This window comes from Ferdinandcohnia sp. QZ13, assembly GCF_031324165.1.
Classification (GTDB): Bacteria; Bacillota; Bacilli; order Bacillales; family Bacillaceae_L; genus Ferdinandcohnia.
Map to the genome: position 1 here is coordinate 1,822,359 of NZ_JAVIVW010000001.1, position 24,287 is coordinate 1,846,645.

The following is a 24,287-nucleotide window of genomic DNA, read 5'->3' on the forward strand; positions in this document are numbered from 1 at the left end:
GTTGTTTCACTCCCTACATTTTCTCAATAATCGTTGCGATTCCTTGGCCAACGCCGATGCACATGGTAGCTAAACCATATCGCACATCACGTTTTTGCATCTCATGAACAAGTGTTGTAACAATTCGTGAACCGCTACACCCTAGTGGATGTCCTAATGCAATCGCACCACCATTGACATTCACTTTTTCCATATCGAGCTCTAGTTCTTTTATACATGCAACAGATTGTGCTGCGAATGCTTCATTTATTTCGATTAAATCTAAATCCTGAACGGTTAGACCCGCTCTTTGCAATACTTTTCTAGTTGCTGGAACTGGACCAATTCCCATATAGTCTGGGTGGACTCCGCTAACAGCAGAAGTGACCACTCTTGCAATTGGTTTCAATCCAAGCTTTTTGGCGAGTTCTTCTTCCATGACGAGAATAGCACTTGAACCATCATTGATCCCCGATGAATTCCCTGCGGTTACAGTTCCATCTTTCCGAAAAACAGGTCTTAGCTTCGCGAGTGTTTCCAATGTCGTTTCAGGTCGTGCATGCTCATCCTCTTTGAAAAGAAGCGGTTCTCCTTTTCGCTGTGGAATTTCAATTGGCACAATCTCATCATTGAATCTTCCACTTTGAATCGCTGCTGCTGCTCTTTGCTGGCTTAAAAGGGCAAGACCATCCTGCTCTTCTCGTGAGATCCCATATTTTTCTGCAACATTTTCTGCGGTTTCTCCTAAACTAATAGGGGGATACATTTCATTCATCACAGGATTGACCAATCGCCAGCCTAACATCGTGTCATGTAAGGTTTGGTTCCCTTTCGCATTTGTCACATGGGGTTTCATCATAACGTAAGGTGCACGGGTCATACTTTCGGTTCCTCCTGCAATGAAGACGTCCCCTAAACCTGACTTAATCGCAGCTGCCGCCTGATTTACTGCCTCTAACCCGGAGCCACAAAGGCGATTTACCGTTACCCCTGGAATGGAAACAGGGAGTCCAGCAAGAAGCAAGCCCATTCTCGCCACATTTCGATTATCTTCCCCAGCCTGGTTCGCACACCCGAAAAACACATCTTCGATTAATGACGGATCAAGGTCTACGCGAGCCATAAGCTGTTTAATGACATGTCCTGCAAGATCATCTGGTCGTACACTTGTGAGTGAACCGTTTAGTTTCCCAATCGGTGTCCGAACAGCGTCAATGATGACAGCTTCTCTCATATTGAAAGCTCCTTGTTTCGGTTTTGATAATGGTAAAAGCATTTATCAGTTTCTCCACCAATCCACCCTGCGTACACAAGTTTACGAATAAGTGGGGCTGGTCGATAACGCTCTTCCCCTAATTCTCGATATAATCCACTTAATACGGCATATATGTCATCAAGCCCAATTCTCTCTGCCCACTCAAGCGGACCCTTTGGATAATTGGTGCCTTTTTTCATCGCGACATCAATGGCTTCCGCCTCCGCAGTCTGCTCTGTTAATGCATAGGCCGCCTCATTGACAATCATTGATAAAATTCTAGGGAACACAAAGCCTACTTCATCCTCCACAAGTTCAATGTCTTGATTTATCAACGAAAAAATGACTGAAGCTGCTTGCACATACCTTGGGTTAGCCTGTAATGGCAATGCAACTTCGATTAAGTTACCTTCTTTAAAATTCGCAAATGTCCCAAACCCTATTACTCTATCAGGGTAGTTCAACCACGAAGCAACCTCAGTAGCTGTCACACCAAGAGTAGTGGTTAATATTAAAGTGGTAGGAGAAACACTTGCTTCAATTTCTTGCATTCGACGTTTCTTTTCATCCTTATCAAGGTTGGTCGTTTCAATCACAACATCCACTTGCTTATCCATTCGGTTTGGATCAACGAAACGGACTTGCTCGATTTCTTGAAAAGAATGGGAGAGTTCTTTTGCTAGTAAATTATCCCCTACAATGACGATTGTTTTAGTTGTCATATTCGAAGAACCCTCCTTTTGTTTTTCTTCCTAAGCTACCTGATTGAACCATTCGCTCCTGATAGTAATGAGGACGGAATCTACTTTCTCCGTGAAATCCTTCATACACCGATTTGGTTGTTGCGAAATTGATGTCAATCCCGATCAAATCCTGTAATTCAAAAGGACCCATTTTAAAATTCCCAGCGCGTTTCATAATACAATCAATTTGCTCGACCGAAGCGATATTATCATTCATAATTCGTAAAGCTTCATTGTAAAATGGTCGTGCCACTCGATTCACAATAAAACCTGGTGTATCCTTACACATTACAGGACTTTTACGAATCGTTTTGGCAAATTCCACTAGGGTTTCAACAGTTGAGGAAGCTGTTTTTAAGCCCTCTACGACTTCTACAAGTGGCATAATTGGTGCCGGGTTAAAAAAGTGTAAGCCAGCGATTCGTTCTGGATTTGCGCTTTGTCCAGAGATTTCTGTAATCGAAAGTGAGGAAGTATTCGACGCCAAAATCGAATCTTTCGTACAGATTTCTTCCAGTTGTGAAAAGATAGAACGTTTGATTTCCAGCTTTTCCGGCGCTGCCTCAATTACCAATTGGCAGTCGGCAAATGAGGTCATATCCGTTGTAGTAGACAAATTCCTTTTTGCTAGTTCTGAGGTGGTCAGGCTTATTTTTTCTTTGACAACTAATCTATCAAGCTTTGATTCTATTGATTCTTTAGCACGGGCCACCGTTTTTTCGTCAATATCAAAGAGCATGACAGGGTACCCATTTTGAACGAGTAACTGAGCGATCCCCGCTCCCATGGTGCCAGAACCAATAACACCTATCTTTTTTATTTGCATGTTTTCGACCCCTTTTAGAGGATGTTCAAAAAGTCCGGTGAATTTGACGCATCGATATAGGAACGACTAACTGCCGACACGTCCTGTGTCGAACGTCGAAGTCACCACATCCTATGGAAGCTCGTTGGCTTGCTTTTGGATAAATGCATACGTTCCGGTACTCAAAGCTGTACCGCCTCGAACTTTCGACGTACAGGAAGTGCTAGTGTCGACAAGACATAAGGCCGTGGCGTTCTTGTCGACGCGGTCCTATTCATCCTCCTTTTTGAACAATTATTTTACTTTGCCGCGTCTTCCTTTTGCCATCGAATGTATTCGAATACGCTTTTACATTCGTTACAATAGTATTGACGAACTAATTGGGCTGTACCAAAGGATGAAATCTTTTTTACATCATTAGATGAGCAAAATGAACATTGAACGTTCTCTTTACTAGCCGACATTTTGCTTCGCCGCTTCCCTTGATATTTCTTGGATGGTTGCATTGAATTGTTCTACTAATCTCGTTTCCTTTGAAATAATGTTTTCAGTGACGAGATACATGTCATTTTCTACTTTAATTAACCATTCCTTTGCTTCCTGAGCCGTTTTATCAATTGCTTCTCGGCATCTTCTCGGAATCGAACCTTTATCTAGTAAAAGCTGTTCACACCAGTTCTCTGAGTAGATGAGATGCTCCTGCTGCTCCTTTAGCATTTTTGTAAAAGGCGGGTTGACATTCGGGTTATTTGCTTCAATCATAGCCCTCATAACTAAATCTACTGCAACATTTGTGACATAAAGCCCAGCTATGAGTTCAATCCAGTTCCCAATCTTTACATTCTGTTGAAACGCCTTTCCTGTTTGGTCCTTCACTTCCGCCTTCACACCTGTTAGGTCAGAAACCCATCGATAGAGAAGTCTAGAATGACCTAGTTCCTGCTGAGCCATTGCGATTGATGAAAGTGTTCCTTCTAATGTAGGGCCGCTGATACCGATTTCGACTAAGCGGTCACCTAAAACAAATTTATTATCTGCAATGGTTTCACCTAGTTCTATTAACGAGATATGTTCATTAGTCACTTTTCTCACTCCTTTGCAAATAATGGTTCTGGGCTTCGAACACAAACAAGGTTTTCTTTTTTCACCACATACATTTCAACCCAGTCTTCTTCATCGTAAATATGCTGCGCATAAATTTTTGCTAAGTCATCATTAACTGCTTTGAATGTCCCCACATGAATAAGTTCATCTCCACGATTGATTCGAGTGAGAAGAAGGTAATCATGTTTCGCCGCTACTTCTACTGTCATGAACTTACCCCCCAGTGCTTTAACTTTTTCTTTCCTTCTTCACTTAGGTTTTCCGTTGTCCAAGGTGGATCCCATACAACCTGTATCTTCACATCTGTAACCTCTTCTTCTTTTAGCAAACGCTCTTTGATATCGTTTTCAATCCACTGCATACAAGCACATCCGGTGGAGGTATACGTCATTTCAACCTCTAAGTCGTTTCCATGTTGGGTGATGTTATAGATTAAACCCATATCTACAACACTGATTGGAAACTCTGGATCCATTACTTCTTTAAGAGCATCCCAGTACTTAGTAGTCGCTTTTTCGCTTTGGGTAATTCCACTCATGTTTATGCCTCCTCTGCTCTCATTTGTTCTAACTCCCAAACTCCCTTTTGGATTCGAGCAACAAACTCTTTATTTTGAGGTCCTCTTTGCTTAAAACGTTCGATTGCCCCTTCCCATGTGTCAGGCTGGTCTGTTAACCATTTTCTATTTTCTGCATCAAATTTACATGGGAATGGAACATCAATGACATATTTACCTTGCTCCTCATCGTAATGAGCCGGAACCTTGATTCCAATTGATTCACAGAATGGAACAGCAGTTGATAACCACTTTTGTCTTAATTCGTCATTACTTCGGCCTTTTAAGCGATAATCCAATTGTGCCGAACGGCTTTTAAGATTATCGGCAACACCGAAGAATTCGAGTGCCATCAAGAACATCCAATCCACAGCATCTTGTACTTGCTTTGCTGTTTCCGGCTTCTTCATCGCATTTCTCATAATGATTTCCCCGTTTCGGAGGTGGAACAATTCTTCTTTATCAACCTTTACTAGCGCACGCTTCCAAGGCCCATAGGAAGTATGTTCATACGCATCACCCAAAAGCGTATATCCAGAACGGTCAAACAATCCGTTAAAGACTCCTAATTCAACCCAGTTGTCTAATTTAAAATCAAAAGCATATGGATTTTTCCATCGGTTTGCCGGTCGGCGATAAAGCATCTCATCAACATCTTCACCAAGGTCTTCCAGCAAGCGATAGGCGATATGAGCATGACCGATTTCATCTTGCATGACTGCTAGAGCGGTAATTTTATAGTTTAAATTTGGGGCTTGATTGTAGACTGTTAATAGTGGTGGGACGCTAAGAAGTTCTGTATCTCCAACAATCGCAAGCGTTTGTTTCAGTGCTTTCAAATATTCGTCATTCATATCCTCCATGCGTTCTACTATAAATCCATTTTGCACCTTTTCCAGTAATACCTCAGCTTCCTTTATACTCATCCATGAACACCTCTTTGTATTACGTTTTTTAAACTATCGTTTATATTATGTAATATAGAATATTATAAATTGTTTGTCAATATGTTTATGTTGTTTTTTAGACGTTAATTTTAAATTCGTAATGGATGGGATGGGGAGGTGGGGTAAATACAGGGTTTGTTAGATGACGGGGTTGGTATGTGGGGGGCGCGTTTGGAGGGAGCTTTGGTTTTGGTTCGGTTGGTCTATGAAGACATTTTTACGCATGAGGCAGATTCATTCCGGTCTTCATTCGGGTTATGATGACATTTTCGCGCTTGGGGCTGGTTCGTTCGGGTCTTCATCGGGGTTATGATGACATTTTTGCGAGTGGGGCGGGTTCATTCCGGTCTTCATTCGGGTTATGATGACATTTTTGCACGTGGTGCGGATTCGTTTGAGACTTCATACACAATTGAACGGGATTATACGTCGGACCACTCGTAGTTTTCCCGTTCATCAATCCGATGAACGGGATTACCCGCCAGTCTCCTCAACGTTTTCCCCTTCATCCACTCCATGAACAGGATTTCCCCCATGTCGTCCGCACCCTTTTCCCCTTCATCCTCCCCATGAACAGGATTTACCACTTCCAACCCGCCCCTCTTTCCCCTTCATCACGGAATCATTATCACTCCATCCAAACAAAAACCCCAAGATTGCTATTTTCATAACAACCTCGGGGTTCAAATTTTTTTATCTAGATTAACTTCGCCCACCATTTACATAAACAATCGGATTCTGATCCTGTTTCGTAATCCGCCCCTCACGCTCAAGATAGTTTAAGTGAGCAATGGTTTCTGCGATAGCAAAGCGCCATTGATGAGGGTTGAGCTCCCTATGGGAAAACAATACTTTTGCGATCTCATATGTCGTTTTATCATCTGCCAAGCTTTCGATATACGCAAGCCGCTCGTCATGATGCTGAATTAACTCGTCAATGCGTTCATTTACATTGAGAACAGGTGAGTGATGAGCAGAATATATCTTCTTAATCGGATATTTGCTAATTTTACGTAATGAGTCTATATATTCATGCAATGGATGCTGGCTAGCACCTGGCCAAACACTAATATTCGGTGTAATTTTTTCAAGAATATGATCGCCACCAATTAGGATGCCTTCTTCTTCTTGAAAAAAGCAAACATGCCCCTCACTATGACCAGGGGTATGGATCACGGACCATTGTTTACCACCAAACTCAATCGTATCGCTAATGGGTTTTGCAATAGGCAATGGGAGTACATTTTGACCGAGCTTTTCCATATGTTCGGAGATCCCCTCTGCTAAGTCTTTTGGGACACCATGCTGCAGGACCATTTCTTTCATTAGCGCAACCTGCTTGCTGCCTTCACCCCAAACACGATCAATCATCCTTGCATCTATATCATTCATATAAAGCTCAGCACCTGATTGCTCTTGCATCCAGCCGGAAAGGCCGGAGTGATCAGGATGAAAATGAGTTAGATAAATCGTATGAATATCACGTGGCGTGATTCCAAGATGAGCAAAAACCTCTTGCCACGCTTCTCTTGCAGCCCGATAATTTAATCCTACATCAATCATGACATAACCATCATTCTGTTTAAAAAGATAACAATAAACATACTTCATCGGAAATGGAACTGGGATTCCAATCCGATAGCCACCAAACTCAATTTTTTCAATATTCATGGCTCACCTCGGTTAGATGTAGATCTCTCCAAATGGATTGAGTGCTTTATCACGTTCGACCTGAATTTCACGATCTGGTGCTTCCTCAAAAACGGACTCAAAGTAACGAATAGAAGGTATTGATAAAAGCTGATGAATATTCCAGAAAAGTTCTCGAGCCTTTATACCAATCCAGCCCTCCGGAAGCAGATCCCTTGGAAAACCTGGATCTTGAAAAAGAAATTTCCGGTATTCATGCACGAGTACAGTTCGCTCAATAAAACATTCCTCATCCTTCAAAGTGTTGTTTAACGCTTTTTCACGCAGTTCTTCAAATTTAGGCGTGAACTTATCTATGAATGTTTGATATTCATCACTTACCATATTTAAGTCCCAGCCGATATCGATAATGCTTTGATTGTCATGCGTTACAATTGAAGACGAGGTGAATAAAAACGCATACTCTTCAATCCCGTAAACTCTGATCATTTCTTTTACTTGATCCTCAACGGGATTAGGCGTCACGAGTGTGCTATTTGTGAGGTTACCAAATCCGGTCCAAATCAGTTCTTTACGAATCTTATTGCGGATTTCGCGCTTTTCTTCTGGAAACGAATATGTAAGGATTCTCCACTTCTGATCCCACATGTGATTTTGAGTGGCATATACCCTGCTAACCCCTTCGTCAACTCTCCCTTGAGAAGTTGCGGAGTAATAGCTCTTCTTTCCTACTTTTCTCACTTCTAGCAAGTTATTTTGGACCATCCGAAAAATCGCCCCCCTCACAGACGATTCAGATACCCCAAACTGCTTCATGAGTTCAATTAAACTACCAACCCAAATTTCTCCTCCATAATATTTAATATATTCACCATATAATGTAAACATTAAGGACCTAGGTTTCATCGAAGTCACCACACTTACAATTTTTTGTTATATTTCAATATTGTTAATTTTTATTATAGAGGATTTTGGAAATTATGCATTAAAAAGAGGTCTTTTACCTGATTCATTTGTGTGGAGGTCCTCTTGTAGAATAGAGCGAACGTCCTCAGGTATTGGCACCGCTTTAATTTCCGCAGGCGTTTGTTTTACCCACCCACGTATCTCATATCCATGTCCCGTTCTCGTTTCTCCTCTATATACTTCATGCCGCAGCTTGATTGTTTTTGTTTTAATTTCTTCAACCTCTGTTCGAATCGTTATAATGTCATCATATAACAATGTTTTTTCAAAGCTGCATCTTGCATCAAGCATTGGCAGGATAATTTGTCGTTCTTCTTCTAATGTGTTTGGTGATAATCCACAGCTTCTAAAAAATTGGTGCCCTGCGATGTCAAACCATTTGAAGTAATTAGGATAGTACACGATTCCCGCTTTGTCGGTATCTCCCCAGTTAACAATGACTTGAAATTCATTTGATCTCACACTATATCCTCCTATTGTTGAAAAAGGCTCGAGGAAGTTCGCCGAGCCTTGGCTATTTTAAAATAGCGATATCGGAAGTTCCGATATCGCCTTTGATTTAGTTAAATTTATTTTCCACTCCAGTCAGCTTCACGCTTTTCAATAAATGCACTTAAGCCTTCCTGGGCATCCTGCGAACGGAATAAAAGATTTTGAAGCTCCCCTTCGTAACGGATTGCTACGTTAAGTGGCATTTCTTTACCGTTCATGATGGATAGTTTAATGTTAGACGTTGCGTAAGTAGCGCTGCTCGCAATTTTCTGTGCATATTCTAACGTCTTTTCTCTTGTTTCTTCCTGTGGAAATACACGATCTACTAGATTAATAGCTAATGCTTCTTGAGGAGTTAATGTTTCACCAGTGATATTCAAATCAAGAGCTTTTGAATGGCCTACTTGGCGAGCAAGGCGTTGTGTTCCACCTGTTCCTGCTAATACACCTAGAGAAACTTCTGGAAGTCCGATTTTTCCTGCTTGGTCTCCCATGAAACGTAAGTCACATGCAAGAGCCATTTCTAATCCGCCACCAACAGTATGCCCCTCTAAGCAAGCAATCCAGATTTGCGGAGAACGTGCAATTTTATCTAACGTTTCATTACAGAATAAGCAGAATTGTGTTTTAAAGCGAGGCTCTGCTGATTTTAAGAAGTTGATATTTGCACCCGCTGAGAAAAATTTCGGCATGTCACTCATAAGTACTGCAACTTTAATGTCATTGTCGAAACGGATATCATCAATTGCAGCATTTAATTCTTTGTAATAGTCAAGGTCATAGGAATTTGTTTTGTTTACATGGATGTGGACTTCAGCGATTCCATTGGCTTTTTTTACTGTTAGGTTTTTTGTTTCGTTTACTGTTGTTGTCATTCTTTATTACCTCCCAAAATTATGTATTACGTTTTTAAAACTTTCGTAATTAATTACAAATATACTGAATCTTTTTTAAATTATCAAATCTGCATTTTTCTCATTTTCAAGGGAAAATAACACCCTTTCTCTTATTTGCTCTTTCTACCTGCCTTTTTGGAGGTTTTTTAGACGCTCGTAAAAAATACGTAATTTTTATATTAGTTCTGTGTTATTATGGAACTAATTACATATTAAAAAACGAATATTAAGAATATTTAAGGAGGGTTCAATGAAGGATAATAGTAGATTCAAAGATCTGAATGAAAATCTAACTATCAATACCGTAAGTTCCGGTATTGTCGCAGCCATTTTCGGATGTACAGGTCCTGCACTTATTATTATTGGAGGTGCATCAAGTGGTGGTTTAACCCATGAGCAAACAATCAGTTGGTTATTTGCCGTGTATTTCTTTGGTGGTTTATTGGGATTATTTTTATCCATGAAATATAAGCAACCCATTGCTGGGGCTTATTCAATCGCCGGTGCCGTGTTAGTTGCAGCTGCTTTGTCGCATTTTTCATTACCAGAAGCAATTGGTGCCTATCTTGTTGCTAATCTAATGGTTCTTATACTTGGTGTTTCCGGATTAATTGATAAAGTGATGAACTGGATACCTGTGCCCATTGTTATGGGGATGATTGTCGGTGTTATGATGCGGTTTGCGATTGAGATGATTGCATCTGTTGAAGTTTCTCCCCTATTAGCCGGCTCAGCCATCATCGTTTATCTATTTTCTTCACGATTTATAAAAAAAGTACCGCCTGTGTTATCAGCATTAGTTGTATCTGTACTTCTCGCCCTTGTCATAAATGAATTTAATTTTTCAAATGTCCAAAGTTCGTTTGTGCTGCCCCAACTAGAAATGCCAGCGTTCAGTGTGAATGCGATTATGTCCCTTTCTATACCACTTGCCATCTTAATTATCTGTACAGAGAATGCACAAACGACTGGAATTTTAATGGCGAAGGGATTTAAACCGCCAAGTAGTGCGATGGCTGTTTTTGGCTCTATTTTTGGATTTTTTGCTTCTTTTTTCGGAGCCCATGCCGTTAATACTGCGGGGCCAATGACAGCCATTTGTGCCTCTGATGAATCAGGTAAAAAAGAAGGTCGATATGCTGCTTCTGCTCTAAATGGTGTGTTATTTGCCAGCTTTGGCGTGTTTGCAGCTTATGTCGTTCCCATTGTGATTGCGATGCCAGCAGTAATTGTGAGTACGATTGCTGGTTTAGCGATGATTGGTGTACTGTTAAGCTCCTTGAAGATTGCTTTTTCAGACAGTAAGTTCCAAATGGGCGCCTTTTTCGCGTTTATTATTGGCATGTCAGGTGTCAATTTCTTTAACATCGGTGCGCCACTATGGGCAATAGTTGGCAGTATCTTAGTCTCCCTTTTAATTGAACGACATGATTTTGAAAAGAAAATCAAAACTGAACAGAACTTGAAACCGGGGGTTTAAGAACTTTGGATGTGTTGTAAATAGATGGACATACTAATCACAACCGAAAATTTCTCATAAGGGGTGAATCAGGATGAATATTGATATAACATCTATTTATGAAAACATGCCGGATTTTTCGAATCATATGGAAGCGAGAGAATGGTTTAAAAACGAGTTTCAAGACAGGTTTTTCTTAAGGACGCATAGTGATAACGACGGAAAAATGACGTATTATTACCACATTGTAAAGGACCCAGAAACGTATCAAAGATATATGGAGAGCTTTGCAAGTAATGAAAAACGAGATATCACCGAAATGTCGACATTTGAAAGCTACACGACTGTTGAAATTAGTGAAAACGGAGATGTAAATATAACATTATAGAAATAAGGAGGCTCCAAATGGAACCTCCTTACCCTGATCTATCCTGGAATCTTTTCCTTAATAAATTCAACCATATCGTCTTTGCTAATCGGTCGGCTGAATAAATAGCCTTGGATTTCATCACAGCCCATATCCATAAGCATTCTGCATTCATCCCACGTTTCTACACCCTCTGCAACAACATTTAGCTTGAGCCCGTGTGCAATATCAAAAATCGCCTTGACCAGTAAAGCTTTTTTCTCATTTTTATCGATATTATGGATGAACTTTCGATCAATTTTAATTTCATCGAGTGGAAGCTTTAATAGTTGGTACAAGGAAGAGTATCCTTTTCCAAAATCATCAATAGAAATCTGAACACCCAGCTCTTTCAGCTTTTGAATCTGTTCAGCAACTTGCATTTGATCCGAAATAAACACACTTTCGGTAATTTCAAGTTTTAAATATTTTGGTTCTAATTCGGAAGTCTCCAAAGCCTTCTTAATCATGGACACAAGATAATCTTGTTGGAAGTGCTTTGCCGAAAGATTTACAGAAATCGGGACATGTAGAAGATCTTCAAGCTGCCATTGTTTATTCTGCCTACATGCATGAACAAGAGACCATTCATCAATTTGTGAAATTAATCCAATTTCCTCTGCCACTTCAATAAATACCCCAGGGGAAATTGGGCCTAAAACAGGATCATTCCAACGAAGTAAGGCTTCAATGCTTGTAATTTTACCAGCAAATGACTTAGGCTGATAAAATTGCTCGAACCCTTCTTTATCGACTGCCGTGCGCAAGGAATTCTCAATGATAAGACGCTCCTGGAATTTATATTTCATCGATTCATCGAAGAACTGAACAGTGTTACCACCCTTTTCCTTCGATATATACATCGCAATATCTGCATATTTCACTAATGTATCCAAGTCTTCTCCATCCTCGGGGTACATGCTTACCCCGACACTTGCGGTGATGTAATGAATTTGACCGGCTATCGTAAAATAGGATGAAAATTCTTTTACAATTAAGTCTAATGTTTCATTTACTTCTTCTTTCTTTTCAACCGAGTGTACGACCACAAATTCATCCCCACCAAGACGAAACACTTGTCTGTTATCAGATTGTAGCTTCTTCAGCTTATTTCCGGTGGCTTTCAGAAGCATATCGCCTGCATCATGTCCTAATGTATCATTGATTTGCTTAAATTGGTTAAGGTCAATAAAGATAATCGCAATTTCATGATCAACATTAAGACGGATTTGCTCGCGAACATAATTTTGGAAAAAATAGCGGTTCGGCAAATATGTTAAGCTATCATAAAAGGCAAGCTTATGGAGCTTGTCCTCTGATTCCTTCAGCCTTGTCGTTTGCTCCCGTAGAATCAGGTTCATTTCGATACTTTCTTGGAATAGCTCTTTCAGCTTATCCGCCATCTTTTTTAGATTTTTACTTAAAACACGAAGCTCGGAAATCGTGCTTTGAGGCCACTCTATATTTTCTAAGCTACGAAGCTTTTGTGGTAACCCGGTCGTGATTGTTGTAAGCTGCCTTAAGTTGTTCGTTAGAAGTCGGCTAATGAACATCACAAAAAAAATCGCTGACAATGCAAGAATAAATAAGTATTTAAGCTGGTCTAGTGAAGTATTAAAGAGCTGTTGTTGATATTGAGAAATCGGGAATTGCAGCATGATTCGAAATGAATCCGTATCCCTTGTATAAAAATAAAAGGCATCCATCCACCTTGTAATCTGCTGTGCATCATTTCTAGCAACTGGCAAGGCCTCATAAAGCCTTGGTGAAATCTCCCTAATCTCATACTTTTGATACTCGAAATCCATCATAGCCGTCGAAGCAATGATTTGATCTGACTGATCAAAGATGATAATATCGCTCTCTTTATTTTTATTACGCCAAATAATATCTTCAATTTGATTCACATCAATCGTACCATTGTTTTTTTCCAATTGAAGAAATTCATTTTCAATGCGATTAACTCTCGTTTCGCCTACAACACTTAAGTCCTTTTTTATTAGATCAAACGTATTTAAGGCATTTGTAACAACACTTATAAAAAACGGAACCAGAATGGTAAAAATGGTGATCTGGGATAAAAACTGATGAATAGACACATTATTTTTATTAAGTCGGTTTTTAACCAATTTATAAAATGGAAAATAGGCCAATAACACATCTGCCACTAATACATTGAATAATCCGTTGGTAATATCCTTACATATTAGAAAGTAAAGGGAAGTACCTGACAATGATTCCCGACCACTAAAAAATAACAGTGTTATTCCAATTAACAGCCAGAAAAACACATCAACGAAAAACATTTTTGCTTTTCGACCACGCCAGAAAAATGCACCCACAAAAATGATTTCAACAAGCATTAAGATTGCATAAAATGGACTGTTTGAAAAAAAGGTCGTAAAGAAGATTGCAAGCAGCCCTGTTACAATCGCAGCGGAATAGCCAAATATGCGTAGTATTAGAAATAGAAAAATACTTGCAAAAGAAAATGTAATCCCATACAAAAGTGATAATCTGAAATGAGAGGCGAACAGGACCAATCCCATCAGGGCTACTAATAGGATTATGTCGCTATTCAGTTTGCCTTTGCCTTTTAATTGCATAAATCCTATCATAAAGTCTCCTCTAGTTCATCCTAAATATGTAAAACGACATTTTTCACTATGATTATGATAATAATATCATACATTCGACTGATTATTCCTATATTTTCTCTCATAATTTGGCAATCTCTTCATTCAATAGGGCATTTTTTCCTTTTAATTCAGTAGATTACAAAAAAATCGAATGGTTGGCGAAAAATGATAAACTTTGTTACCCTAAAAAGAGCAAATTTTTTAGGAGAGTGGGAAAGATAGTGAATACATACGCACGATAAAGAAAGGATTTTATGATGAAAAAAATATCAAATGTTTTTTGGATTTCAGTTGCAATTACACTCGCAGCTGTCATCTATGGTGTTGCGGCACCCAAAAGTTTCGAAGAAGTAACAAGTAATATACAAGCATTTATCACTTCCGCTTTTGGGTGGTATTATCTAATTTTAGTTACAGTCATAGTAATCTTCTGTATTTTCCTTATTTTTAGCCCTGTTGGCACAATTCCACTTGGAAAACCCGATGAAAAACCCGAGTATTCAAATATCTCCTGGTTTGCTATGTTGTTTAGTGCCGGGATGGGAATTGGACTTGTCTTTTGGGGCGCCGCAGAACCACTTTCCCATTATCTGACTCCTCCAGTTGCAGAAGGTGCTACTGATGCTGCTCAAAAAGAAGCAATGCGTTATACATTTTTCCATTGGGGGATTCACGCCTGGGGAGTATACGCGCTCGTGGCACTTGCCTTAGCTTATTTTAATTTCCGCAAAGGCGAACCTGGGCTCATTTCAGCAACCTTAAAGCCTGTTTTAGGAAAAAAAGCTATGGAAGGAAAACTAGGTACACTGGTTGATGTGTTAGCTGTGTTTGCAACGGTTGTTGGTGTTGCAACCACATTAGGATTTGGAGCTGCACAAATCAATGGAGGGCTTTCTTTTCTACTTGGGATACCTAATAATTTCTTCGTTCAATTCATCATTATTGCGATTGTTACCGTCTTATTTATGATGTCTGCATGGTCGGGATTAAGTAAAGGTATTAAATATTTAAGTAATGCCAATATGATTTTAGCAACTGTCCTGCTCATTTTAATGTTCGTAGCAGGTCCTACAATTCTAATTCTTGACATGTTTACAGATTCAATTGGCGGATATATACAAAATATTGTTCAAATGAGCTTCCGAATAGCTCCACTTAATGAGGAACACCGCTCTTGGATTAACGGTTGGACGATTTTCTACTGGGCTTGGTGGATTTCATGGTCGCCATTTGTAGGAATTTTTATTGCACGTGTATCAAAAGGAAGAACGATTCGACAATTTATGATAGGTGTTTTATTGCTTCCTGCTCTTGTAAGCTTTCTATGGTTTGCGGTATTCGGTACTTCTGCAGTAGAAGTCCAAAAGGAAGGCATTGTTGACCTTTCCCAATTTGCTACAGAAGAGGTTCTTTTCGCAATCTTTAATGAATCTTCTCTTTCGGTTATTTTATCGGTGGTGGCTATTATTCTTGTAGCGACATTCTTTATTACGTCTGCTGACTCTGCAACATTTGTTTTAGGGATGCAAACCACATACGGATCACTCACACCGCCAAACAATGTAAAACTAACTTGGGGTATTTTACAATCAACCGTTGCTTTAATATTATTATACAGCGGTGGTTTACAAGCCTTACAAAATGCCCTTATTGCAGCAGCTTTTCCATTCTCCATTATAATGGTACTAATGATGATTTCACTGTATCGTTCATTAACAAAAGAGAAGAAGGAACTTGGTTTATATTTGAAACCAAAACATAAGACAAAAACGGCTACTCCACAGCAACAATAGTTGACTAAAAAACCGGAATCACTTTTGATTCCGGTTTTTGCGTGTTTTATTGTGGAATAAGTCCTTGCGCCCATGTCTTCACTCCGTCATCTTCCACGAATTCGATGATGACGTCAGTCACTCCTTTTATTGACTGAATCTTTTCTTCAATTCGGTCTTTGATTTGAAACGCTTCTTTAACCGTTAGATTCGGTTCAATTTCTAATTTCATTTCAATGTGAAAATCCTCCCCCTCTTTCATTGCAAATAAGGTTCGGATATCTTTTATTTCTGGATTTGTAAAAATATACTCCGCAATTTTGTTTTCTAGATCTTCGTCTGCTTCACCAAGTACTCCTTTTGCATTGTCTAAAAATACCTTGCCTACGACATAAAACATCATTATACCGATTATAATAGAGGCAATTCCTTCTGCAGCATGAAAACCTCCATAATAGGAGAGTAAAATCCCAATGATCGCTATGAGTCCACCAAGGGTTGCTACTAAATCCTCCATAAATACAAGCTTTGTTGCTGGCGTTGCTTTTCCTAAATAACTAAAGCTTTTGCCTACAGCTGCAAAGCCGCTTGCCTCCACATGTGCTTCGTGCAGAACTTCCTTCATTGCCTTAAAAAGAACGTAGGACTCTAAGAGAGCGGCCAATCCTAATACAGAAAGATTAATGGCAATACCTTTTGATTCGGTTGGGTGTTGAATATGAAGAAATCCTTCTTTGATCGTTTCATAACTCATAATCCCAACGATGAGAACAGCACCGAGTAACACGAGATTAACGAGTCGACCAAAACCATTTGGATAGTTTTCAGTCGGCATTTTTTTACTTAAGGCACTCCCTATAAACACGAAAAATTGATTGGCGGCATCCCCTAAGGAATGCATCGTTTCTGCAAACATCGCGACATTCCCAGTGAAAAAGAACGCAACTCCTTTAATAATCGCAATAATCGTGTTTACAATGGACGCAATCAAAGAAGACTTGTTTCCATTCTTTAATAAACCTTGTTTTTTCGACATAGTGACCTCCAGTCGCTGATTCTTGATAATAATCGTAGTATTTATTACTTTTGATAAATTTATTAGGGGAAGTGCGGGATAGAAGTGTCCTTCATATTTTCGGATAAAAAAAATGCCTCCCCCAGTAAGCTACTTTTTAACCTACTGGGAGACGCACTTAATTTTCCTCTCTCACAAGCAAAGCCACCGCTTCTACATGAACTGTATGTGGAAATAGGTCCACTGGCTGCACGGCTTTTAATGTATATCCAAATGGTTCGAGTTCTTTAATATCTGTTGCGAAAGTTTCTGGATTACATGAAACATAGACGATTCTTTCAGGCTGTGAACGACCAATTCTTCTCATCACTTTCCCACCAGCACCAGAACGTGGAGGGTCAAGTAAGAGCAACTCCGGTCTTCCAAAGCTTTCAAGTACCTCATCAATTCCTTTTCTAGCATCTTTCGCTAAGAAAAATGTGTTTGATAAACCATTGTCACTTGCATTTCGTTTTGCAGATTCAATTGAACTTTCAACAATTTCAATTCCAGCAAGCTTTTCAACGCGACTTGCGAACGGTAGAGAGAAAGTTCCTACCCCACAGAAAAGATCAATCATTTTTTCTGTTTTCTTCGGCTCACCCATTTCAATCGCAAGGTCAACCAATTTTTGAGCTTGGGTTGGGTTTGTTTGGAAGAATGTATCAAACCAGACACGGAATCGATACCCGTCCATTTCGTCGTAAATAAAGTCGCGACCCGCTAATACATGTGTTTTTTCGGATTGTGTACGGTCAGCCCAGTCCGTATTTTTAAGCCATAATAAGCTTTTTACCTCAGGGAATTTTTCTTCGATGCGTTTCACTAAATCATCCGCGGCTCCTTGAAGATGCCCATCAGGTGCTTCGGTTGCGAAAAGGGCTAACATGATTTCACCAGTAGCAAAGGATTGTCTCACCATGAGATGGCGAAGAAGTCCTTCGTGCTGATCTTTGTTATACCCTGATAGCTGATGATCTTTTGCCCACTGCGCAACTTCCATTGCACCTTCGACCATTTTTTCTCCTGCAATTAAACATGTTTCAAGGGAAATAATCTTTCGGAAGTTTCCTTGTTCATGTAGGCCAAGTGCCCCTTCAGGTGAGAAGGTAAATTCCATTTTATTGCGGTAATGCCAAGGCTCGTCCATTCCTATGGTGTCTTTGACAAGGTCAGGATTGAAACCTTGTGATTCCACTTGTCGCTTCACATAATTCGTTTTGTACTGAAGTTGACCTTGGTAATCCCAGTGCTGCCACACACAGCCGCCACATTTTTCAAAATGAGGACAAGGTGGTGTAAGTCTTTGTTCATTTGATGTTAGGATTTCATCTACCGGTGTTCTCCAGCGCTTGCGATCAGGCTGGTCAACAGTCACACGAACTTGCTCGCCAATTAATGTTTGTGGAATGGTAAGTTTTAGCTTCTTTTTATTCCCATGCTCATTCTCACGCCAAACCGTTGCCCGTCCTGACCCTTTTTCATCTAAGCTTTTTATTTCAACAATCATTGTCTCTGGTTTTGTTACTGTCACTTGCTGTTCCTCCTCTTAAAACTACCTATCTATATGGAAATGTCGGTTTTCACATTTTATTTTGGCATTTAAACATAGGTATAGTTCATTTCTATCCCATTTTACAGCATACTAACCAAGTATAAAGCACAAACTGCAAATTTGGAATTCCTACAACCCTAGAAAGTATTAACATTCACTAGGTTTGGCATCAAAAAGTTGGAAATTGCTGCCCCATGGTGTGGATTGGGATCTGGATCACCGCATTTTGCGGCAACACAGAACATCTCACCCTTTGGTCTTTCGGCGAAACGCTCTAAACAATATACAGGTGTTAGATGGTGAATATTCCCTTCTTTGTTGTTAAATACTATTCAGAAAGAATTCGGAACTATTCGTATGGGGTTAGGTGGAGGTATGTTTCGTAAAAAGAAAGTAAGTAAACAGTTCAAGAAAAGTTATGAAACGGTTGAAAAAACGATAGAAGAAGTAATGGAAAAGGCGAAAAAATCGAGTGATTTTTCCACAATCGCACCAATTGAGAATAACGATAAGATTGTTTTACGTTTTTTTAAAACATTAATTGATAGCAAAATCCTGCAACAATCCTTATTACCATTTTTAAAGGAGAAGGCTGCAGACATAGAAAATCTCTCTGATTTGAAAAATATTATCCCTATAGAGGATGTTACACTCTCAACAGACCCTAAAAAAATTGAAGAAGCTCTTCATCAAGGGGCCGTTGCCATATCCTTCAAAAATCAATTGGATGAATTCGTTCTAGTTAACATTGGTAATGCGAGATTAGGGCAACGTGAAACAAATGATACACAAAATGAATTTAGCGTGATTGGACCAAAGGTTGGGTTCATTGAAGATATTGGGACAAATCTTCATATGCTGAGAGAACATCTAGATTCACCTGATCTTATTTTTGAAGAAATGGTCATTGGAACAAGGTCCAGAATAAAGGTTGTGATTGCATACCTAGATGGCGTTACGAATCCAGAGTATGTAAACACTGCAAAACAAAGGGTACTTGATCTTGACGTTGATACGATATTTGATAATACTCAGTTGGAACAAATGATATCCGATAATTCGACATCGCCCTTTCCTTTATTTATTTCTACTGAGAGAGTAGATCGAACCGTTGGAGCACTTTTGGTAGGGCAGATTGTCCTGATTAGTGATAAGTCCTCCTATGCCGTGATTGGTCCAGTAAATCTAATGGATTTCTTTTCAAATCCGGAAGATTTTTATCTTCCAACGTTGATTGCATCTTTTTTTAAATTAATACGGATCTTTGGTATGATATTTTCTATTTTTGCTACTTCCTTTTATGTAGCCATCCTAACATACCATTTTGAGGTCATACCTAAGGACTTACTTGGTCCTATTATCAATTCAAGAGCCAATGTTCCGTTCCCTCCCTTCATTGAAGTTTTATTTTTAGAAGTAACTATTGATCTTCTAAGGGAAGCTGGGGCACGACTCCCCACTAAAATTGGACAAACACTAGGGATTGTTGGAGGCATTGTAATTGGCCAGGCTACTGTTGAAGCAGCATTAACCAGTAATATTTTATTAATTATTGTGGCTCTTTCAGCCTTAGCGTCCTTTACAACGCCCATTTATAAAATGTCTTCTGCCGTGAGAATGTTGCGATATCCGTTTATCATATGTGCTGCCATTTGGGGAGGCTTAGGTATCTATGTAGGAATTCTTTTTCTAATCGGTCATTTAACTCGACTAAAATCATTTGGGGTTCCATATATGGTCCCACTTTATCCTTATAGAAAAGGGTGGGCACTTGGTTCCTTTATAAGACCTGATTTTACAAAACAAAATTCACGTCCGAAGTACGTTAGACCTTTGAGCAAGGAACGTTTTGCTCCCGCTAATGACCAAGATCCTGAGGAAGGATTGAATTCAGAATAAATTTTTATAAGGAAGCAGAGATAAAATGGGTAAATGGAGAAAAAGTTTCATATTTGTCTTAGTTTTTGTTTGTCTAACTGGTCTAGTAGGCTGTTCAAGAACGAAAATTGTCGATAAATTGAGCATTGTCCATGTTTTTGGCTTTGATATAGCTGATAACGGAGAAGTGATTGGCACCGCCTTATTTCCTGAATACACCCATAGTAAGAGCAGCACTAAAATTCATTATTTACAGGAGAAATCGGATGCAGTTGCTCTGTTATCCCCCAGGATGGCGACCCATACCAGTACCCCGGTTGAGTTAGCCAAAATAAGGGTTATAGTGATTGGAAATGACTTTGCCAAAGCTGGCATTCGTGATGTGGTAGATCGACTTCTTGTCCAACCACAAATAGCTACCAATATCCAAATTGCTGTTTCTACCCACAGCGCTGAAGAAACCCTTCAGACCTTTAAAAAACAGGGTGACCTGACATTAGCTGAACAGATCAAACAAAATATGACGGGACAACTGATCCCTCGAATGAACCTTCATGTCTTCTTAAACCACTTTTACGGTGAAGGAGTAGATCCGTATGTACCAATGCTAACGATAGATGAGGACGATAAGCTCCAGGTAGATAAAGTTGGTATTTTCAAAGATGATAAGCTCAAGCTTCACTTAAATATAAGAGAAACGTTTATTTTCTCCATTCTAGAGGATTATCGAACACAGGCAACTTATGAAGTAGACTACAATCATGAAGATCGGAAGGGAAATATTGTCATTCAAGGATTCAGAAGTAAAAACTCGTGGGAGTGGATAAAAACTAAGCAACAATTAAATCTTAAACTAGATCTCATCTGGAGTATCACTGATCGTCCTGAACGATTTGATTTAGAGAATCCAGAAGATATTAAGGCAATCAGAGAATTGATTGCAAAAAATGTAAAAAAAGACACAGAGGACCTATTGGATACATTTAAAGAAAATGGAGTTGATCCGCTAGGTATTGGAAATATCGTTCGCTCTCAGGATAGAAACTGGGATGAAAAGTCTTTTTATGAACAATACCCTTCTTTACCCATCAATGTTGATGTGCATTTGGAGATTATACATTCAGGCCTTCAAGGCTAGCTAGACTAGGATGGTTAAAAATGAACAGTAGAATGAGCGAAAATAAACTGGTATCACCCTATTTCCTTTTCTTTTTAATTCATGCCTCTCAAACAGGAATAGCTGTACTAAAATATCAAGGAAACGTGATTAACGGAGCTGGTCATGATGCATGGATTTCTATACTTGTCCTAGGTTTAAGTCTTCATCTATTGTTTTTTATGATGTTATTTATCCTAAAGCAGTCTACCGCTGGGGATATTCTTTCATTTCATAAAGATATTTTTGGAAAGTATGTAGGGGGAGCATTAAACTTTGTTTTAGCTGTTTATTTTTCCCTAGCTGGATTAGGAATTTTGTATTCCTATATTGATGCCCTCCAAATTTGGGTATTCAATGGAATTGCTAGCTGGGAGTATGCAATTCTTCTATGTTGCCTTATTTACTATCTCGTCTCAGGGGGATTTCGAGTCATAACTGGAATTGCATTTTGGGGAGTGATTATACCTGGATTCTTGACCTTATCCTTTTTTTATTTAATAGGCTTTGTCGAAGTTACATACCTTTTACCACTGCTCCAATATAATATAAAAGACTATTTGATATCTGCTACCGAATCTGTTCCATTATTTTTAGGTTTTGAAACAGCACTGGTTTATTTTCCTTTCATTAAAAATGGGAAAAAAGCGAGCAAATGGGGGCATATTGCTTTATTATGGACAACCCTATTATATGTTGGTATAACCCTTTTAACGTTTATGTTCTTTTCTCAAGGTAAATTGCAGCACTTAACATGGCCAACGTTAACCATGATTAAGATTATTCAACTTCCTTTTTTAGAGCGATTTGAGTTTATTTTTATATTCACATGGCTTTTAGTTATAGTACCTGTTATCTGTATTTACCTTTGGTCTGCTGTCAGGGCCATTAAACATACAATTCCAAAGATAAAGCCGACTTATATCCTAATCGTTTTTCTAGTTGCTTATTTATTCACCAATAGCTTCCTGATCGATATGTATTACACACAGTTAATTTCAAAAATGATTAAATATAATGGAATGTTATTTCTATTCGGTTACATCCCTTTGCTATTCATTATTAGTCTCATTCGTCAACAAATAAAAAAGCAAAAGAAAGCTTAAGAGACTCTACACGATCTGTTGCTCCACCTTTTTTGGTTGATTTTTTTCAATAGTACTTCAGCAGGAAAATTTCTAGTTATATCCACTCAATAAACCCGATATAATGAAGTCGGAGCTAGAAGTTAGATGAAGGGGGAGTTTTCATGTTAAAAAAGTTTGCAGCAGATGCATTAGGTTTATCTGACATTGGAAAAATTATTGGCCCTGAGGATTATGACAAGACGGACGCAGATGATTACATACGTCATGAGGATAATGAGAAGATTTATTTTTTAATCAAAACAAAGGCAGATGAGTATTGTTTCACAAATATTGCATTCATCCATGTTGACGGTGCGAATGCTGTTTCTTCTAAAAGGGTTTTAAAGCGCTACCCCTATTCACAGCATAAAATTACAAATGTGTTCCTTGAAACAGCTGGTAGGGTGGATTTAGATATTGAGATCAAATTTAATCTAGGAAACCAGGCCTATAGTATTGACGTTGATAAAAGACAGCTTGATAAATTAAATGATTTATATAAAGCACTCGTATATATATCTGAGATCATCCATGAAAATAGCGTCATGTACGATATGGCGATCAATAGCTTGGATAAAGCCGTTTCGGTACTGCATAATTCAAGAACTACAGATGTCGGTCTGGCTGAGGAATATAAGCAATTGACAGAATACGGCTTCTCCTGGATGTCCTCAGCACGTGATCAATACCACAGAAAAGACTTTGGCGAAGTATTCGAAAAGTATATTAATAACTAATAAGTTGTATGTTTTGACGGCGTTCGAAAAGTTGATTTAAGTTGGCTTTTGAATGCCGTTTTGTCATTTTTATTGGGTGTGGGGCTAGAGGGAGTTTGAAGGAAATTCTGGTTTGGATTTAGATTAGTTTTGTGGATCGGTTAGTGTATGAAAGGGATTTTGCTCACGATTCGGTTTGCTTTTCCCCTTCATCTCACGTATGAAGGGGATTCTCCTCTAGGTTTCGATTTCTTTTCCTTTTCATCCCACGTATGAAGGAGATTCCGCTCCAGTTTTCGATTCCTTTTCCTCTTCATCCACCTATCCCCCAGCAGGTTAAATCCAAAGCAAAAAATCAGTGCCTGATGCCCAGCGAAGGTGCAAGATTTCAAATTCGCTGGGTGCCAGGCACTGATTCCGTTTTAGCGTGCAAGGTGTGAATCCACCCCAATTTCAGCCCTATTTAGTGTAACGGTTTGCGTAGCTAGAAGCCACAAATGCATTTGGTTTTATTTTAGGTTCCACGCCAATCGCTTCCATTCGTGTAACCATCTCCTTTACAAATTCACGAGTTTTGTTCCTCTTTCCTGCCCCAATATCGATATGCCCTTCCATTGTAAATGAAGCGCCATCGTATACATGTGGCAGTACAATATCGATTAGTTGATTTTTCTTTTCCTCAGTAAATAATGAAACAATTTCCTCCGATAAGGATAATTCATAGGAAATTCGCTCATGCAGATGATCCATTTTTCTTGGAACAACCACTTTTCGAATACATGCCCACACACCTTTTCCTTCATTAAGTATCACAACACCGGTTATAAAGGTGGTTTGCCTTGGATGCACTTGGGAATCTGTACCAATGATGAGTCTATATTTCCCACCAGGTTCAGATCGCATGAACTCTTTTATATGCTCAAAAACTCGCTCAAATGACATTCGTTTTTCCTTTAGATTTTTAAATAAGAAGTGATCGTTTGAATTGTTTTTCATAAATTCATATCACAACTTTCCAGTCTTTTGTCGACCTGCTTTTATACATTTTATGACCGGAAACAGGTTAATGTGTGTTAATTGATGCTATGGTACAAAAATTGGATGTCCACGACGCAAAAATATGTCATTTTAC

Annotated in this window: 24 protein-coding genes; 7 read left to right on the top strand and 17 right to left on the bottom strand. The window is 39.1% G+C overall.

What is annotated here, in order from left to right; genetic code table 11:
- Nucleotides 1-13: 13 nt before the first annotated feature.
- The 13 genes from RGU12_RS08875 to RGU12_RS08930 form a co-directional block, all read right to left on the bottom strand.
- Entirely contained in the window at nucleotides 14-1,213 is a 1,200-nt protein-coding gene (locus RGU12_RS08875; protein WP_309536289.1) for a thiolase family protein, read from the bottom strand.
- Nucleotides 1,210-1,956, bottom strand: a complete 747-nt coding sequence (locus RGU12_RS08880; protein WP_309535748.1) for a 3-hydroxyacyl-CoA dehydrogenase family protein — start codon at nucleotides 1,954-1,956, stop codon at nucleotides 1,210-1,212. Before RGU12_RS08880 ends, RGU12_RS08875 begins: the two co-directional genes overlap by 4 nt.
- On the bottom strand, nucleotides 1,946-2,803 hold the full coding sequence (locus RGU12_RS08885; RefSeq protein ID WP_309535749.1) for a 3-hydroxyacyl-CoA dehydrogenase NAD-binding domain-containing protein: 858 nt from the start codon (nucleotides 2,801-2,803) through the stop codon (nucleotides 1,946-1,948). Before RGU12_RS08885 ends, RGU12_RS08880 begins: the two co-directional genes overlap by 11 nt.
- A 278-nt stretch (nucleotides 2,804-3,081) precedes the next feature.
- Nucleotides 3,082-3,288 (bottom strand): PaaD-like zinc ribbon domain-containing protein, encoded by a 207-nt coding sequence (locus RGU12_RS23835; protein ID WP_483867249.1) that lies wholly within the window; start codon nucleotides 3,286-3,288, stop codon nucleotides 3,082-3,084.
- The gene (locus RGU12_RS08890) at nucleotides 3,236-3,865 is read right to left on the bottom strand and encodes a Phenylacetic acid catabolic protein (RefSeq protein ID WP_309535750.1); all 630 of its coding nucleotides are present in this window, start codon (nucleotides 3,863-3,865) and stop codon (nucleotides 3,236-3,238) included. Before RGU12_RS08890 ends, RGU12_RS23835 begins: the two co-directional genes overlap by 53 nt.
- A 5-nt stretch (nucleotides 3,866-3,870) precedes the next feature.
- A complete protein-coding gene (locus RGU12_RS08895) occupies nucleotides 3,871-4,095 on the bottom strand; it encodes a hypothetical protein (RefSeq protein ID WP_309535751.1) in 225 nt (74 codons plus the stop codon).
- A complete protein-coding gene (locus RGU12_RS08900; protein WP_309535752.1) occupies nucleotides 4,092-4,424 on the bottom strand; it encodes a metal-sulfur cluster assembly factor in 333 nt (110 codons plus the stop codon). Before RGU12_RS08900 ends, RGU12_RS08895 begins: the two co-directional genes overlap by 4 nt.
- Before the next feature lie 2 nt (nucleotides 4,425-4,426).
- On the bottom strand, nucleotides 4,427-5,368 hold the full coding sequence (locus tag RGU12_RS08905; RefSeq protein WP_396232317.1) for a Phenylacetic acid catabolic protein: 942 nt from the start codon (nucleotides 5,366-5,368) through the stop codon (nucleotides 4,427-4,429).
- 443 nt (nucleotides 5,369-5,811) lie between these two features.
- Entirely contained in the window at nucleotides 5,812-5,982 is a 171-nt protein-coding gene (locus RGU12_RS08910; RefSeq protein WP_309535753.1) for a hypothetical protein, read from the bottom strand.
- A 109-nt stretch (nucleotides 5,983-6,091) separates the two neighbouring features.
- On the bottom strand, nucleotides 6,092-7,060 hold the full coding sequence (locus RGU12_RS08915; RefSeq protein WP_309535754.1) for an MBL fold metallo-hydrolase: 969 nt from the start codon (nucleotides 7,058-7,060) through the stop codon (nucleotides 6,092-6,094).
- A 12-nt stretch (nucleotides 7,061-7,072) separates the two neighbouring features.
- Entirely contained in the window at nucleotides 7,073-7,945 is an 873-nt protein-coding gene (locus tag RGU12_RS08920; RefSeq protein ID WP_309535755.1) for a PaaX family transcriptional regulator, read from the bottom strand.
- 72 nt (nucleotides 7,946-8,017) lie between these two features.
- Complete coding sequence (locus RGU12_RS08925) at nucleotides 8,018-8,467, bottom strand: acyl-CoA thioesterase (RefSeq protein WP_116352780.1); 450 nt, start codon at nucleotides 8,465-8,467, stop codon at nucleotides 8,018-8,020.
- Nucleotides 8,468-8,574: 107 nt separating this feature from the next.
- Nucleotides 8,575-9,372, bottom strand: a complete 798-nt coding sequence (locus RGU12_RS08930; RefSeq protein ID WP_309535756.1) for an enoyl-CoA hydratase/isomerase family protein — start codon at nucleotides 9,370-9,372, stop codon at nucleotides 8,575-8,577.
- A gap of 271 nt (nucleotides 9,373-9,643) precedes the next feature.
- Here RGU12_RS08930 and RGU12_RS08935 point away from each other — a divergent pair, with 271 nt between their 5' ends.
- Both RGU12_RS08935 and RGU12_RS08940 read left to right on the top strand, forming a co-directional pair.
- A complete protein-coding gene (locus RGU12_RS08935; RefSeq protein WP_309535757.1) occupies nucleotides 9,644-10,873 on the top strand; it encodes a benzoate/H(+) symporter BenE family transporter in 1,230 nt (409 codons plus the stop codon).
- A 73-nt stretch (nucleotides 10,874-10,946) separates the two neighbouring features.
- Nucleotides 10,947-11,240, top strand: a complete 294-nt coding sequence (locus RGU12_RS08940; RefSeq protein ID WP_116352777.1) for a hypothetical protein — start codon at nucleotides 10,947-10,949, stop codon at nucleotides 11,238-11,240.
- A gap of 38 nt (nucleotides 11,241-11,278) precedes the next feature.
- Here the strand turns inward: RGU12_RS08940 and RGU12_RS08945 are convergent, their stop codons facing one another.
- Nucleotides 11,279-13,876, bottom strand: a complete 2,598-nt coding sequence (locus RGU12_RS08945) for a putative bifunctional diguanylate cyclase/phosphodiesterase (RefSeq protein WP_309535758.1) — start codon at nucleotides 13,874-13,876, stop codon at nucleotides 11,279-11,281.
- Between the two features lie 278 nt (nucleotides 13,877-14,154).
- Here RGU12_RS08945 and RGU12_RS08950 point away from each other — a divergent pair, with 278 nt between their 5' ends.
- Complete coding sequence (locus tag RGU12_RS08950; protein WP_309535759.1) at nucleotides 14,155-15,690, top strand: glycine betaine uptake BCCT transporter; 1,536 nt, start codon at nucleotides 14,155-14,157, stop codon at nucleotides 15,688-15,690.
- A gap of 46 nt (nucleotides 15,691-15,736) precedes the next feature.
- On the opposite strand, the gene RGU12_RS08955 is transcribed toward RGU12_RS08950, so the two are convergent.
- Nucleotides 15,737-16,705, bottom strand: coding sequence for a cation diffusion facilitator family transporter (locus tag RGU12_RS08955; protein ID WP_309535760.1), 969 nt, complete (start codon nucleotides 16,703-16,705; stop codon nucleotides 15,737-15,739).
- A 157-nt stretch (nucleotides 16,706-16,862) separates the two neighbouring features.
- A complete protein-coding gene (gene rlmD, locus RGU12_RS08960) occupies nucleotides 16,863-18,233 on the bottom strand; it encodes a 23S rRNA (uracil(1939)-C(5))-methyltransferase RlmD (protein ID WP_396232337.1) in 1,371 nt (456 codons plus the stop codon).
- 420 nt (nucleotides 18,234-18,653) lie between these two features.
- Between rlmD and RGU12_RS08965 the strand changes: the two genes are divergently transcribed.
- The 4 genes from RGU12_RS08965 to RGU12_RS08980 all read left to right on the top strand — a co-directional run bounded on the left by RGU12_RS08965 (nucleotide 18,654) and on the right by RGU12_RS08980 (nucleotide 23,176).
- Complete coding sequence (locus RGU12_RS08965; RefSeq protein WP_309535762.1) at nucleotides 18,654-20,177, top strand: spore germination protein; 1,524 nt, start codon at nucleotides 18,654-18,656, stop codon at nucleotides 20,175-20,177.
- A gap of 25 nt (nucleotides 20,178-20,202) precedes the next feature.
- Nucleotides 20,203-21,294 carry a Ger(x)C family spore germination protein gene (locus RGU12_RS08970; RefSeq protein WP_309535763.1) on the top strand — a complete coding sequence of 364 codons (1,092 nt, stop codon included), beginning with the start codon at nucleotides 20,203-20,205 and terminating at the stop codon, nucleotides 21,292-21,294.
- 20 nt (nucleotides 21,295-21,314) lie between these two features.
- A complete protein-coding gene (locus RGU12_RS08975; protein WP_309535764.1) occupies nucleotides 21,315-22,418 on the top strand; it encodes a GerAB/ArcD/ProY family transporter in 1,104 nt (367 codons plus the stop codon).
- A gap of 143 nt (nucleotides 22,419-22,561) precedes the next feature.
- Nucleotides 22,562-23,176, top strand: coding sequence for a PH domain-containing protein (locus tag RGU12_RS08980; protein ID WP_309535765.1), 615 nt, complete (start codon nucleotides 22,562-22,564; stop codon nucleotides 23,174-23,176).
- Nucleotides 23,177-23,614: 438 nt separating this feature from the next.
- On the opposite strand, the gene RGU12_RS08985 is transcribed toward RGU12_RS08980, so the two are convergent.
- Entirely contained in the window at nucleotides 23,615-24,151 is a 537-nt protein-coding gene (locus tag RGU12_RS08985) for a ribonuclease H-like YkuK family protein (protein WP_309535766.1), read from the bottom strand.
- Nucleotides 24,152-24,287 lie beyond the last annotated feature (136 nt).

Excerpts from the sequence above, each read along its gene's own strand:
- RGU12_RS08895 (WP_309535751.1), bottom strand. The coding sequence starts at position 4,095 with ATGACAGTAGAAGTAGCGGCGAAACATGATTACCTTCTTCTCACTCGA.
- RGU12_RS08970 (WP_309535763.1), top strand. The coding sequence starts at position 20,203 with ATGGGTAAATGGAGAAAAAGTTTCATATTTGTCTTAGTTTTTGTTTGT.
- rlmD (WP_396232337.1), bottom strand. The coding sequence starts at position 18,233 with ATGATTGTTGAAATAAAAAGCTTAGATGAAAAAGGGTCAGGACGGGCA.
- RGU12_RS08965 (WP_309535762.1), top strand. The coding sequence starts at position 18,654 with ATGTTTCGTAAAAAGAAAGTAAGTAAACAGTTCAAGAAAAGTTATGAA.
- RGU12_RS08905 (WP_396232317.1), bottom strand. The coding sequence starts at position 5,368 with ATGAGTATAAAGGAAGCTGAGGTATTACTGGAAAAGGTGCAAAATGGA.
- RGU12_RS08930 (WP_309535756.1), bottom strand. The coding sequence starts at position 9,372 with ATGACAACAACAGTAAACGAAACAAAAAACCTAACAGTAAAAAAAGCC.
- RGU12_RS08940 (WP_116352777.1), top strand. The coding sequence starts at position 10,947 with ATGAATATTGATATAACATCTATTTATGAAAACATGCCGGATTTTTCG.
- RGU12_RS08975 (WP_309535764.1), top strand. The coding sequence starts at position 21,315 with ATGAACAGTAGAATGAGCGAAAATAAACTGGTATCACCCTATTTCCTT.
- RGU12_RS08875 (WP_309536289.1), bottom strand. The coding sequence starts at position 1,213 with ATGAGAGAAGCTGTCATCATTGACGCTGTTCGGACACCGATTGGGAAA.
- RGU12_RS08985 (WP_309535766.1), bottom strand. The coding sequence starts at position 24,151 with ATGAAAAACAATTCAAACGATCACTTCTTATTTAAAAATCTAAAGGAA.
- RGU12_RS08950 (WP_309535759.1), top strand. The coding sequence starts at position 14,155 with ATGAAAAAAATATCAAATGTTTTTTGGATTTCAGTTGCAATTACACTC.
- RGU12_RS08915 (WP_309535754.1), bottom strand. The coding sequence starts at position 7,060 with ATGAATATTGAAAAAATTGAGTTTGGTGGCTATCGGATTGGAATCCCA.
- RGU12_RS08900 (WP_309535752.1), bottom strand. The coding sequence starts at position 4,424 with ATGAGTGGAATTACCCAAAGCGAAAAAGCGACTACTAAGTACTGGGAT.
- RGU12_RS08920 (WP_309535755.1), bottom strand. The coding sequence starts at position 7,945 with ATGAAACCTAGGTCCTTAATGTTTACATTATATGGTGAATATATTAAA.
- RGU12_RS08980 (WP_309535765.1), top strand. The coding sequence starts at position 22,562 with ATGTTAAAAAAGTTTGCAGCAGATGCATTAGGTTTATCTGACATTGGA.
- RGU12_RS08945 (WP_309535758.1), bottom strand. The coding sequence starts at position 13,876 with ATGATAGGATTTATGCAATTAAAAGGCAAAGGCAAACTGAATAGCGAC.
- RGU12_RS23835 (WP_483867249.1), bottom strand. The coding sequence starts at position 3,288 with ATGCAACCATCCAAGAAATATCAAGGGAAGCGGCGAAGCAAAATGTCG.
- RGU12_RS08885 (WP_309535749.1), bottom strand. The coding sequence starts at position 2,803 with ATGCAAATAAAAAAGATAGGTGTTATTGGTTCTGGCACCATGGGAGCG.
- RGU12_RS08935 (WP_309535757.1), top strand. The coding sequence starts at position 9,644 with ATGAAGGATAATAGTAGATTCAAAGATCTGAATGAAAATCTAACTATC.
- RGU12_RS08880 (WP_309535748.1), bottom strand. The coding sequence starts at position 1,956 with ATGACAACTAAAACAATCGTCATTGTAGGGGATAATTTACTAGCAAAA.
- RGU12_RS08955 (WP_309535760.1), bottom strand. The coding sequence starts at position 16,705 with ATGTCGAAAAAACAAGGTTTATTAAAGAATGGAAACAAGTCTTCTTTG.